Annotated in this window: 14 protein-coding genes; 6 read left to right on the top strand and 8 right to left on the bottom strand. The window is 46.0% G+C overall.

Annotated elements, in window-relative coordinates:
- Positions 1 to 36: 36 nt before the first annotated feature.
- On the bottom strand, positions 37 to 351 hold the full coding sequence (locus tag RIG27_RS05595) for a hypothetical protein (protein WP_446343210.1): 315 nt from the start codon (positions 349 to 351) through the stop codon (positions 37 to 39).
- A 334-nt stretch (positions 352 to 685) separates the two neighbouring features.
- On the opposite strand from RIG27_RS05595, the gene RIG27_RS05600 reads away from it, so the two are divergent.
- Together RIG27_RS05600 and RIG27_RS05605 are read left to right on the top strand one after the other, a co-directional pair.
- Positions 686 to 1,489 carry a class I SAM-dependent methyltransferase gene (locus RIG27_RS05600; protein WP_446343212.1) on the top strand — a complete coding sequence of 268 codons (804 nt, stop codon included), beginning with the start codon at positions 686 to 688 and terminating at the stop codon, positions 1,487 to 1,489.
- Positions 1,490 to 1,683: 194 nt separating this feature from the next.
- On the top strand, positions 1,684 to 2,499 hold the full coding sequence (locus tag RIG27_RS05605; RefSeq protein WP_446343214.1) for a phosphatase PAP2 family protein: 816 nt from the start codon (positions 1,684 to 1,686) through the stop codon (positions 2,497 to 2,499).
- A 308-nt stretch (positions 2,500 to 2,807) separates the two neighbouring features.
- Here the strand turns inward: RIG27_RS05605 and minE are convergent, their stop codons facing one another.
- The 3 genes from minE to minC all read right to left on the bottom strand — a co-directional run bounded on the left by minE (position 2,808) and on the right by minC (position 4,764).
- Positions 2,808 to 3,101, bottom strand: coding sequence for a cell division topological specificity factor MinE (minE, locus tag RIG27_RS05610; protein ID WP_446343216.1), 294 nt, complete (start codon positions 3,099 to 3,101; stop codon positions 2,808 to 2,810).
- A gap of 83 nt (positions 3,102 to 3,184) precedes the next feature.
- Complete coding sequence (minD, locus tag RIG27_RS05615) at positions 3,185 to 3,982, bottom strand: septum site-determining protein MinD (protein ID WP_044208809.1); 798 nt, start codon at positions 3,980 to 3,982, stop codon at positions 3,185 to 3,187.
- On the bottom strand, positions 3,979 to 4,764 hold the full coding sequence (gene minC / locus RIG27_RS05620; RefSeq protein WP_446339868.1) for a septum site-determining protein MinC: 786 nt from the start codon (positions 4,762 to 4,764) through the stop codon (positions 3,979 to 3,981). The genes minD and minC overlap by 4 nt, the downstream gene beginning before the upstream one ends.
- 1,096 nt (positions 4,765 to 5,860) lie before the next feature.
- Here minC and sds point away from each other — a divergent pair.
- Positions 5,861 to 6,832 (top strand): solanesyl diphosphate synthase, encoded by a 972-nt coding sequence (gene sds, locus RIG27_RS05625; RefSeq protein WP_446339872.1) that lies wholly within the window; start codon positions 5,861 to 5,863, stop codon positions 6,830 to 6,832.
- A gap of 175 nt (positions 6,833 to 7,007) precedes the next feature.
- On the opposite strand, the gene cysE is transcribed toward sds, so the two are convergent.
- Complete coding sequence (cysE, locus tag RIG27_RS05630) at positions 7,008 to 7,766, bottom strand: serine O-acetyltransferase (RefSeq protein WP_446343219.1); 759 nt, start codon at positions 7,764 to 7,766, stop codon at positions 7,008 to 7,010.
- A 59-nt stretch (positions 7,767 to 7,825) separates the two neighbouring features.
- Positions 7,826 to 8,293, bottom strand: coding sequence for a hypothetical protein (locus RIG27_RS05635; RefSeq protein ID WP_446343221.1), 468 nt, complete (start codon positions 8,291 to 8,293; stop codon positions 7,826 to 7,828).
- A 164-nt stretch (positions 8,294 to 8,457) separates the two neighbouring features.
- Between RIG27_RS05635 and RIG27_RS05640 the strand changes: the two genes are divergently transcribed.
- The 3 genes from RIG27_RS05640 to RIG27_RS05650 all read left to right on the top strand — a co-directional run bounded on the left by RIG27_RS05640 (position 8,458) and on the right by RIG27_RS05650 (position 9,711).
- Positions 8,458 to 8,619 (top strand): hypothetical protein, encoded by a 162-nt coding sequence (locus RIG27_RS05640; protein ID WP_006102969.1) that lies wholly within the window; start codon positions 8,458 to 8,460, stop codon positions 8,617 to 8,619.
- Between the two features lie 120 nt (positions 8,620 to 8,739).
- A complete protein-coding gene (locus RIG27_RS05645) occupies positions 8,740 to 8,958 on the top strand; it encodes a hypothetical protein (RefSeq protein WP_006103018.1) in 219 nt (72 codons plus the stop codon).
- A 462-nt stretch (positions 8,959 to 9,420) separates the two neighbouring features.
- Positions 9,421 to 9,711: an RNA recognition motif domain-containing protein gene (locus RIG27_RS05650; protein ID WP_446343224.1), complete on the top strand. Its 291-nt coding sequence runs from the start codon at positions 9,421 to 9,423 to the stop codon at positions 9,709 to 9,711.
- A 136-nt stretch (positions 9,712 to 9,847) separates the two neighbouring features.
- On the opposite strand, the gene RIG27_RS05655 is transcribed toward RIG27_RS05650, so the two are convergent.
- Both RIG27_RS05655 and RIG27_RS05660 read right to left on the bottom strand, forming a co-directional pair.
- A complete protein-coding gene (locus tag RIG27_RS05655; protein ID WP_446343226.1) occupies positions 9,848 to 10,930 on the bottom strand; it encodes an ATP-dependent 6-phosphofructokinase in 1,083 nt (360 codons plus the stop codon).
- Positions 10,931 to 11,016: 86 nt separating this feature from the next.
- Positions 11,017 to 11,190, bottom strand: a complete 174-nt coding sequence (locus RIG27_RS05660; RefSeq protein WP_446343228.1) for a hypothetical protein — start codon at positions 11,188 to 11,190, stop codon at positions 11,017 to 11,019.
- Between the last annotated feature and the right edge of the window lie 119 nt (positions 11,191 to 11,309).

Genomic DNA, 11,309 nt, shown 5'->3' on the forward strand with positions numbered 1-11,309 from the left:
CCAGACTGATAACAAGGATGGAAAGTTTCGCCCCATCTACTCATCCTCCTGATCAAATAATTCTAACAAACCCACTGTCCCCACAAAGAATGTGTATGTAGCATAGACAATGGGTGTCTTTTGTCTAGAAGGCGCATAAGCCGCCGCGATAATCGCTTCAACTAAATGAATGGTAATAGCAAAACGCCCCAGCCAAACAACGGGTTCCAGGATTTTTGGGACACTCAGATCACTGAATAAAGCATAAATATTCCAGACTTCTAGTGCAATTGCGCCACTGATCAGACTGGTGGATATAACTTTTATGGCGTTGAAAAATTTTTTTTTGGTTTGATAGACTTTTAACTGCATAATCCGAGTCAAGCATTTTGAATGTTCATTAGCTTACCACAAAACTTCCTCAAGATTTCCTAGTCCTGCCGCAAGGTCAGGGATTGTAAGGATTATTGGGATTATTGGGATTATTGGGATTGTAGGGGCGAGTCGCTGATCAAATGTGGCGGTGTCTCCAATTAACTTGTCTCGACTCGCCCCCGTCTAATGTAGGCGGTGTTTACCTTTAATTTACGATACCCGATTCAGGATTTCCCCGATAAAATTAATAGGTTGGTTATGTTAATTTGTGCAGCGGGTCGTCCAGTAGTTGTTTTTGATTATAGACAAGTGATGAGAGGAAGAGATTACCATGTCTATCCGTAATAACATAGGAGAGCTTTTGTTAAAGCCAATCATAAGCGTCCTGATTGGTCAGGATCAACTCCAGTTCTATGAAACCATTGATTGGCAAAAGCAGAGTGAACGTTTCCGACAAACTAATCTCATTTATCCCGACTATTATAGCCAGCCCGACTTTCATGGTATTGAAAGCGGCTATCTGAATCCTATAGCGGCTATCACCTATGATACTGTGACAGCTTATGCGTCCCCACCCAATGAAACTCGGATTCGCGAACAGTTAATAACGACTATTGAAAAGCCACCCAGTCGAATTCTTGATCTGGGTTGCGGTACAGGTTCAACAACGTTGATGTTAAAGCAGGCGTTTCCGGAAGCCGTTGTTATCGGATTGGATTTGTCTCCGTATATGCTGATTGTGGCAGATTACAAAGCACAGCAAGCAGGGTTAGATATAAAATGGCAGCATGGTTTAGCTGAAACTGCGGCTTTTGATGATACTTCGTTTGATTTAGTCACAGTCTCCATGGTATTGCACGAAACGCCACCTCAGATTTCTCAGTTAATTGTGCAAGAATGCTTTCGCTTGCTAGAACCTGGAGGACAATTGATTATTCTAGATGGAAATCAACGAAAACTTCGTTATGCTCACTGGTTGATAGAACTCTTTCGAGAACCTTATTCCAAGGACTATGCTGCTCATAGTGTCGAAGATTGGATGATAGCGGCTTTTTTTAAACAGGTGCGAACTGAATATGTGGGATGGATTCATCAAGTAACGTCTGGGATTAAGCCCCAAAATGCTATATTTTGAAAAAAATAATAGATGGGTTATTCAATTGTTTAGATAAAAACTAATCACCTAATTTTGTTGCTTCTAAATCCTCAAAATATTTTGATGTAGAGTGTCTCTAATGTTGTGCAAAAGCCTCAAAACCTTCTGTTCTTGATAGTATTAATGTAATGAGTTACCAGCGTTATGATAATTCTACCAAATTTTAAGGCGTGATGACAACTATTGAATGGATTCAGGAACTGCTAGGACAGCGCTTGCAGCCTTTAGTCTTTGCGATTACCAATCTCGGTTCAGAGTATGCCTACATCGCCTTCCTCACCCTCTATTACTGGTTAATTGATCCGTGGACAGGTCGTCAGTTAGGACTATTCTTGGGGATTAGTTATGGGTGTAATACAATCCTCAAAGAACTACTTGATATGCCTCGTCCCTTCGAGTTAAATCCGGATATCGCCTCGGCTGACGCGATCGCGACGAGTGAAAATGCATCGTTTCCCAGCGGACATGTCCAAGGTTCAGCCACCTTTTGGATTTACCTATCTTTACACCACCGCCGTCTCTGGCTATGGGTGTGGAGTCTCATAATTCTTCCCTTAATTGCCATATCACGCCTCTACTTAGGGGTTCACTTTCCTCTCGATGTAGTCGCTGGATTGATGGTAGGTATTCTTTTTGCGGGGATAGGTACAATCTGGTCTATTCCGGTAAAACCGAGGTTTATCGTTCAGGTTACAGTTGTCATCGTGACGTTTTTTATAGCCAGTGTATGGGAACCTTTAGCGCGTTCTTTGGGGGTCATTACTGGGTTTTTCCTCACTCAACCTAAGTTTACATCCCCTTCAACGTGGAAAGGGCGATTGCTTTTGGGCGGAATCGGTCTAATCTTAGTATTAACCCTTTTCATCGGTTCGAGATGGGTGTTAGGGGACTGGCGAAATCAAGGATGGGTTACTTATTGGCGCTATAGTCTGCTTACCCTATTCGCTACTGAGGTTGTACCTAGACTTCTTCATCGCAAAACTTGGTAAGTGGCTCATCTTATTGCCCAGAATAATTTATCTAAGAATAGGAAAAATTTGATTGTGCTGAGATATTGCCGCACTGGTAATAAATCCCAAGTTACCGTGTGGTGGGCAAGAGCAACGAACGATAATATAAGGGTTGCAATGTTTATAACTCTTACCCACCCTACCTAAAATCGATGTATTGAGACTGGTGCAAAATGTGAGTTATACCAAACCTGGACTTACTATCCCCTTCATAATTCAGTCCTTGCCTTGCGGACTTTGTTTGTATAGGCGTGACTTCCAGTCACCAGGGCAAAAAGGGATTTTCTTTAGTCAACCGACGGTAAGGGAGGGTCTTCTTCCTTAACTCTGCGGATAGGAAGATTGGCAATTAACGCTGTTGCCCGTTGGTTACTTTCTAGGGTAAACTCCAAACCCTCTTGATCAATCTCCACATAACGAGACACTACTTCTAGGATTTCGGAACGCATTGACTCAATCATCTGGGGACTGAGATCGGCGCGATCGTGGGCAATAACCAGCTGTAGGCGGCGTTTGACTTCCGCTCGACTGTTACTGGCACTTGTCCAGGGAAAAAGTCGTTCTAGAAGTTCGCTAATCATGGGGTTTTGCATCCGTGGTGAGTGAGGAGTGAGGAGTGATGAGTTGGGTTAATTGAAAACTCAACACTCAAAATTTCAATACTTCAACTGCGGAACATGCGACGGATACGATTAATTAAGGTGTCATGTTCTGCCATCAAATCGAGGAAGGGAACTTTATCGCCTTCCAAACGCCGAGCAATATTGTGAATGGCAATACCGGGGAGAGTGAGATTTTCCGCCAGGGCTAAGGGTTCACCCCGATTGCTAGAAACAATCACGCGCTCATCATCAGGAATCACGCCAATTAAGGGAATTGCCAGAATCTCTTGGACATCTTGAACAGACATCATTTGGTCAGCTTGCACCATGGCGGGTTTGAGACGATTGACAATCAGGAAGATGCGCTTTATGCCTTGAGCTTCCAGTAAACCCACAACGCGATCAGCATCTCGCACCGCCGCAATTTCTGGCGTCGTCACGATTAACGCCTCCGACGCCGCAATAATCGCGTTACGGAATCCCATTTCGATTCCGGCTGGAGAGTCAACCAAGATGTACTCATACTTCTGAGATAGCACAGCGATGAGTTTTTTCATTTGCTCAGGGCTAACCGCTTCTTTGTTACGGCTTTGGGCAGCCGGAAGCAGTACCAATCCCTCTTGGCGCTTGTCTTTAACCAACGCTTGTTCTAAGCGACATTGCCCTGCGAATACTTCAATGGCGGTATACACCACCCGATTTTCTAGCCCCAGGAGCAAATCTAAGTTTCTCAATCCAAAATCGGCGTCAACAAGTGCCACCTGACGACCTAATTTCGCGATCGCCGCGCCTAAATTCGCCGTAACCGTTGTTTTCCCCACCCCTCCTTTGCCAGAGGTGATCACTATAATACGACTCATGAATTTAACAATAACTGGGTCTTAGCAAAATCAGCAGCTCTAGCAATACGAATACCTTGGGGTGTGACATACGCCACTTCTGGATAAAACTCAATCGGTGGCGTCTCCGGTGCCCTAGCCACAGCATCCGCAATTCGGAGTTGGGTGGGTTCCATTTTCAGAGCCATAATCCGACAGGAACGATTGCCATCAGCTCCCGCATGAGCTACCCCGCGTAGACGCCCCCAAATGAAGATGTCTCCGGCTGCAATCACTGTACCCCCTGGATTTAGGTCTCCCAGTATAACAATAGTACCAGGATGCCTAATTTCTACACCCGATCGCACGGTCATTTGTAAGTATAGGGGTTCAGTTAACTCCTGAGAGAGTTCAGGGGTTTGATGGAGAGAATAAGTCGCCGATTGTTGCTCGACACAATACCCGGCTGTCGCCGCAGCAACGGCTGTTTGGCGTCGGCTGGTGTACACCCGTGAGATTCGCAGCCCAACGTCGTTCAATACATCCGCGATCGCTTGTAACTTCAGTCCATCCAAGAGTTGGTCACCTGCCATCAGATGTACCGTACCCGGCACTTGCCAAAAGCGATCGCTTCCATGACAGCGATGCTTAAACTGCTGCCACAAATTAGCCCAACTGGCATCGGACATAGTTTCTACCGAGGGTAATATAAGCTGTAGCCCTTCCTCGGTCTGTTTCAGACGGACTTGAGACTGGCAATCCATTGCCATGTCGCTCTCGGCAACCGTTGACATAAATAATAGTTGGTCAGAATCTGAAGTCATGCAACCACAGGCGTTCTTATCGGCAAACAATCTAAATTAAACGACATCGTACCTTAAGCGCAAGTCTTGGTCGAGAATTTCTTCAAGGGTGTTCCTTCAACCTAGAACTTCCGACAAGTTCCCTGAGATGCTAATAAATAGTAATAATAAGAATTATTTGAATGGGGGGTTAGAGAGACTGGGCTAAACGCTAACGTCCAGAGTCAAGCGTTTTCACCAGTTCTCTGGTGGATATCAACATCTCCCCCCTTATCAGGTCTGACCCCTGTAGAGTAGAGTGGTATGTTTAAGTCAGTGGTGGACTACTCACCTCTTGAACCGTTGAAGCTGGCGATTGTTCTACTTCATCCCTTGAAGATGTAGTGTTTTGTGTCAGACCCGCTGAAGTAGCATAAATGTCGGTCAAAGAGTTAGCTAAGTATTGCGAACTCTTTTTTGTGCGTTGAGCTACCATTAACAGCAAGTAAATCGCGACCAAATAAACAGTTGCCAGAACAGGAATAATCAAAGGCATATCAGTGTAAATCATAGTATGAACGAACAGCAAAATTATGTAAGATTCCATAGAAGCTGAGGCAACGGTACTAGCTGACCAGGGAGCAATAAACCCTGACACCATGAACCCCGGGGAAGACTTCCCCAGCTTTTCGGTTGCTTCACTACTACTGAAGGTGATGTGTACAAGCCTTTCCCCAACTCAGTTGGATGAAGCTTGACAGGTTTCCTACCGGAAAGCTCCTGTTTATGTAAAATAGAGGACGACACTTAGTTAAACTACCAAGCCGTCATCCAAAACCTTGAGGCTATCTCTGCCTACCTAACGGCACCTTAACCTAAAGGTAAGGAAGCTAGTTGTCCCTACCATCTCGGAGTCAATCGGTCGATTAATCTTTTGAAATCCTTAATATTTAGCTTAACATAAGAGTTCCAGCAATTTCTAGGAATTTTCTTATCAACTTAATAAGTCGATACAATTCCAGGGAGTCCCCTCAGTCAGGTTATTGGTCAAACAGATTTCCCTACTTGGGACGCTTCGCTTAAAATTAAGGGAAGAATATGTAAACTTTCGTAACCTAATTTCTGAGTCGCCCAATCCATGACCTCAGTGACTTCCCTTTTTGCCCCCGTTGAAGCAGACCTCTATCTGCTGACCGAGAACTTAAAGAACCTAGTGGGTGCCCGTCACCCCATCCTCTATGCCGCAGCAGAACACCTATTTGGGGCTGGGGGCAAGCGGGTAAGACCAGCCATTGTCCTATTGATTGCGCGATCGACGGTGCTGGATTCGGATATTACCCCCCGTCATCGACGTCTAGCGGAAATTACCGAAATGATTCATACCGCTTCTCTCGTTCACGATGATGTCGTGGATGAATCATCAGTCCGTCGCAATGTCCCCACGGTTAATAATATGTTCAATAACCGCGTCGCTGTACTAGCTGGAGATTTTTTGTTTGGTCAATCGGCTTGGTATCTGGCTAATCTCAACAACTTAGAGGTGGTCAAGTTACTCTCCCAAGTGATAAAGGATATGGCGGAGGGAGAAATTCAGCAGGGACTGACGCGATTTGAACCGAGTACCACCATTGATACCTATCTAGAAAAGACCTACAAGAAAACAGCATCCCTGATTGCCAACAGTTCCAAGTCAGCCGGACTGTTGAGTGGCGTCTGTCCCGAGGTAGCTGAAAATCTGTATCGCTATGGAAATCATCTGGGTTTAGCCTTCCAGATTGTTGATGATATCCTCGATTTCACCGCATCCACAGAGGTGTTGGGCAAGCCAGCGGGTTCTGATTTGATTAGCGGAAATCTAACTGCCCCTGTCTTATATGCTATGGAAGAAAAACCCTACCTAGAGGTCTTGATTGAGCGAGAGTTTGCCCAACCGGATGACATTAATCAAGCCTTGGCATTAGTGATGGAGAGTGGGGGTATTGAGCGATCGCGTGAACTGGCGGCTTACCATGCTCGTCTCGCCTTAGACAATCTGACGCCCTTGAAACCCTCACCCGCTACGACAGCTTTAGTCGAGCTAACTGATTACGTCCTGAGTCGTATGTACTAATCAAAGGGAACAGGGAATGGAATATCCAATTGAAAAGCAGATCAGCTTAATGCAGCATGAAGGATGAAGGATTAGAATATCCTGGTTCCCTCCTCCATCCTCCATCTTGGATGCGGCAAGGGGACTCCCATTATACCCGCGCTTGGTTAGCGGGAGGTGAATTCCAGTAAAACTCTTAAATTCCAGCTCCATCCAAAAATTGCTGAATCGCTTTATCTCGAAGTTGGCAGCTATCCGCCGGAACCATCCCAACCCGATCAGAATTCAAATCACGCCAATTTTGCACAGGTGTCGATGACGGCTTTTCGCTTAACTCTGCCAACTTTTGTTCCAGGATTTCAATCCGATCCACTAATGATCGAATCACAGTGGCTTCGGAATCTGGCAAACTACCATGTTCTAGGGGATTAACGCGCACTCCAGAACGATAAACGATGCGACCTGGAATACCAACAACCGTACAATCAGACGGAACATCTCGCAAAACGACTGAACCTGCACCAATGCGGACATTGTTGCCGATTTGAATGTTGCCGAGAACCTTGGCACCGGCACCAACGACAACATTTTCTCCTAAGGTGGGATGGCGTTTGCCACATTCTTTTCCTGTACCCCCTAGGGTGACGCCTTGATAAATAAGACAGTAATCGCCCACAATTGCCGTCTCACCAATGACAACACCCATACCATGATCAATAAAGACACCTTGACCAATTTGGGCGCCGGGATGGATTTCAATACCCGTCAAGCTGCGAGAAAACTGAGAAATAAAACGAGGGATGAATGGAATCCCGATAGTATGTAACCAATGGCAGAGGCGGTGAAACAGGAGTGCCTGTAGACCGGGGTAGCATAATAAAACCTCGAGCCAGTTGCGAGCAGCGGGATCGCGCTCAAAGATGATGCGGAAGTCAGCTAAAAACGTAGATAGCACAAGCGAGTTAAGACAAACAAACGTAAACAACTCCTTGACTATCTTATCGTTCTTGGCTACTATCGCACAGTCAGGGTATAGTTCCAGGCTTGATTGGGATTGATGGTTCCCACCCAAACTTGATACTCTCCTGCCTCAAAGTTTGAGCGGGTTACGCTAGCATCTTTGCTTGCGCCCGTATCATCACCGCACAAGACAAAGCCATTGGGTCCAGTAATCAATACGGTGGTGTCTTGACCGCCACTATCAACGGCAATCTGGAGCTGATTAAAATCTGCTTCTAAGTTTATGATGTGATCGGGAGTTTCTTCGGCGTAACCCAAACAAGGATTATTTTCGCGATCGCGGTTCACTAGCGACGGCAATGAAAATGAACCCCCTGTCGTACCTATCGCCGCTCCCTCCTCCGAAGAAAATCCGGGTGATAAGGTTAACGTGCCAAAATTGGCTGACTGGGATAAAACGGGTGTAGCCGTTAGCGCTATCACCATGGCGATTAATACTTGAGAACCCCTTTGCCGTAACATAGCTTAACTCTCCTGGAAACACTGATTGTTAACGTCTTTCCCTATCCCCCTTGAGTACCAGTTGATCAGACTGTCTACTCTTGTTCTATCTGATTTCCCGCTTATATAGTGTTGAAGAGGTGACACCTTGACATCTGCCACACTCGTTTGGCTCTGGAGGTACTGTGCCTTTAATTATCTTGATTTCGCTGCTGCTGATGATGAGTTGGCTATTTTCAGAGGTTCTCGTCTTGTTTCCGGTGGATATCTTAAATTCATTGAAACCGTTCACCTCATTAACCCTGATTGTTGCCTTACTCGCTTTTTTGTGGTGCTTTGGCGAGTAAGATAATGGTAATGCCACTCTGCCCATAAATTAGGGACGTCAGTTTTGGCAAATAGAGGGTTGGGTTTTGTCCATTCCACCCATAAGTAAACTTTTGATTGACCGGAGGATAATTTCACCAATGTTTCTTGATGAACTCACCCCTATCGTTAAAGAATTGTTCCAACAGCCTGTAGGATTCTTAGGCGGATTTTGTTCGGGAGTGTTTCGACTTAATCTTTCAGATGACCCCGTTAAAAGTTGGCTCGATCAGCAAACGGGTTCCACCAGCTATACGACGACTCCCACAGGAAGTGACAATGGCAGGACAAGTGGACCTCAATCTATCTCGATTGAATAAGTAGGTGGGGACAATTAAAGTTAACGGTGGGGATCGTCATTCGTCATTCGTCATTCGTCATTCGTCATTCGTCATTCGTCATTCGTCATTCGTCATTCGTCATTCGTCATTCGTAAGGGTTTGAGGCTTTTTAACATAACTTCATAAGGTTGAGTTTATTTCCACCAACCTACTTAGAGCTCCGATGCACAATCGTACCACTTAGGGGTTAAGCCGCGATCGCGTTCTGTCCAGGATGTAAGCTAGATAACCGAACATAAAACCATTTCTAGGTTATCATTAACGATATCTGTAAGTTCAGTTCTACCTTTGGTGAGATTTTTGGTTGGGCAGCTACATTCCTAGTTGATCACCCTGGAAACTAACCACGGATTATCAGACAAGACTTTAAGCTATTTGCATTTTCGAGTTTTCGTCTGTGGCTCTGAACTTTAGCCTTTCGTTCAGCCTTATCGATTTCAAATGACCATTTACATCGGAAACCTGTCTTACCAAGCTACCGAAGACGACTTACAAACAGTATTTGCTGATTATGGCACTGTCAAGCGAGTCGTATTACCCACAGATCGGGAAACAGGTCGAGTTCGAGGTTTTGCTTTTGTCGAGATGACAGACGAAGCTCAGGAAGAATCTGCTATTTCCCAACTAGACGGTGCTGAGTGGATGGGACGGCAGCTCAAAGTTAATAAAGCCAGACCCCGGGAGAATAATCGTGGTGGATCTCGCCGCAATACCGCAAATAATGCGTGGTAGCGCTAAAGCGAACCCGATTTAACCCTCTTTGAACCAGAAAAAATTATACGCAGCAAGGGACATAAAGCCTGATTTTGCCTTGTGTCCCTTTTCTAGTGCCGTATTTGCCGCTACAACGTCAGGACTCTAACGTGCATTAATCTCCTAGACAAATTCCTAAACCTCTGGCGGTTTTCACCAGAGTCCCTTGGGAATCCACCGCTTTATACTGACCGATCGCGTCTAAAATCGGTACGCTGACAACCTGTCGATTTTGCCAGGTGACCATCTTATCGTAGTCTTTGTCAGCAATTAAATCCACTGCCGCGACACCAAACGCCGAGGCGGTGAGACGATCTAAGGGTGAGGGAGTTCCACCTCGCTGGGTATGTCCCAACACCGTCACTCGTGTTTCTGCACCACTGCATGCGCTAATTCGTTCTGCCAAATAATGACCAATCCCGCCATAGCGACATTCACCAAAACTGAGCATATTCTGCACCACTTCCCCGGATTCTGTGCGAACCGCTTCGGAAACTATCGCTACACTGTAGTTGTTGCCCTGTTGTTTGCGCTGTTGGATTTGCTGGCAGATTCGTTCTAGAGTATAAGGGATTTCCGGAATGAGAATAATATCAGCACCGCCTGCAATTCCGGCACTAATCGCAATATGACCCGCATCGCGCCCCATGACTTCCAGGATCATCACCCGATCATGGCTCGCAGCGGTAAACTGTAAACGGTCTAGGGCTTCGGTGGCAATATTTACCGCCGTATCAAATCCGATGGAACGCTCCGTAATCCCCACATCATTATCAATGGTTTTGGGAATCCCCACCAAATTTATCCCCCCAGCTTCCGCCAGTTTACGCAGAATCGCCAAACTACCATCACCACCAATTCCAATCAGGGCATCGAGTCCTAACTGATGATACCCTTCAATAATTTCCGATGAGCGATCGCGCACGGTTCCATCAGACTGGGGAAAGGCAAACGGGTTGCCTTTATTGGTTGTTCCCAGAATCGTTCCTGCTAAAGTTAGCGCCGCATCAACTTGCTTGGGTTCTAGGCGAGTCGCTTGGGGGGGACGCTGCATCAAGCCTTGGGTGGCGCGATAAATGCCCCAAACCTCCCAATTATAGGTGCCCACGGCTCGGTGAACCACCGCTCGAATCACCGCATTTAACCCCGCACAATCCCCACCACTGGTGAGAATACCAATCCGTTTGTGTTCTGCCATACTTGTTTATCGTTTGGTTCGTTGAATCGGTTTATCCTGATTGTGCCAGACGTAGCATGAGGACGTGGGGCTTCTTGCCGAATCAGCTAAATTGTTGTCGGATCAACAGCAACAATTCCCTCACTTGCATAGCGAACAAAATCAGTTGAATTGAGTGTCAGAATGTGAGTCAGACCATTTGATTTCATCGCCGCAACCAGACGCGCATCATGCACTTGGACACCTGACACACTGAAGGTGACCGAAAAAATGGGTCTCAAGCCTCGTCCTTCGACATGCTCAGGAACACCTTCCAGGACGACTTTTATGTGCTACAATGTTGATGCATAAGTTTTCCACGTCAAATGCTGGTTTTTGAGTTTAAGGGTCAAGGAAAAAC

Source organism: Coleofasciculus sp. F4-SAH-05, assembly GCF_040222985.1.
Classification (GTDB): Bacteria; Cyanobacteriota; Cyanobacteriia; order Cyanobacteriales; family Coleofasciculaceae; genus Coleofasciculus; species Coleofasciculus chthonoplastes.

Excerpts from the sequence above, each read along its gene's own strand:
- RIG27_RS05595 (WP_446343210.1), bottom strand. The coding sequence starts at position 351 with ATGCAGTTAAAAGTCTATCAAACCAAAAAAAAATTTTTCAACGCCATA.
- RIG27_RS05600 (WP_446343212.1), top strand. The coding sequence starts at position 686 with ATGTCTATCCGTAATAACATAGGAGAGCTTTTGTTAAAGCCAATCATA.
- RIG27_RS05605 (WP_446343214.1), top strand. The coding sequence starts at position 1,684 with ATGACAACTATTGAATGGATTCAGGAACTGCTAGGACAGCGCTTGCAG.
- minE (WP_446343216.1), bottom strand. The coding sequence starts at position 3,101 with ATGATTAGCGAACTTCTAGAACGACTTTTTCCCTGGACAAGTGCCAGT.
- minD (WP_044208809.1), bottom strand. The coding sequence starts at position 3,982 with ATGAGTCGTATTATAGTGATCACCTCTGGCAAAGGAGGGGTGGGGAAA.
- minC (WP_446339868.1), bottom strand. The coding sequence starts at position 4,764 with ATGACTTCAGATTCTGACCAACTATTATTTATGTCAACGGTTGCCGAG.
- sds (WP_446339872.1), top strand. The coding sequence starts at position 5,861 with ATGACCTCAGTGACTTCCCTTTTTGCCCCCGTTGAAGCAGACCTCTAT.
- RIG27_RS05635 (WP_446343221.1), bottom strand. The coding sequence starts at position 8,293 with ATGTTACGGCAAAGGGGTTCTCAAGTATTAATCGCCATGGTGATAGCG.
- RIG27_RS05645 (WP_006103018.1), top strand. The coding sequence starts at position 8,740 with ATGTTTCTTGATGAACTCACCCCTATCGTTAAAGAATTGTTCCAACAG.
- RIG27_RS05650 (WP_446343224.1), top strand. The coding sequence starts at position 9,421 with ATGACCATTTACATCGGAAACCTGTCTTACCAAGCTACCGAAGACGAC.
- RIG27_RS05655 (WP_446343226.1), bottom strand. The coding sequence starts at position 10,930 with ATGGCAGAACACAAACGGATTGGTATTCTCACCAGTGGTGGGGATTGT.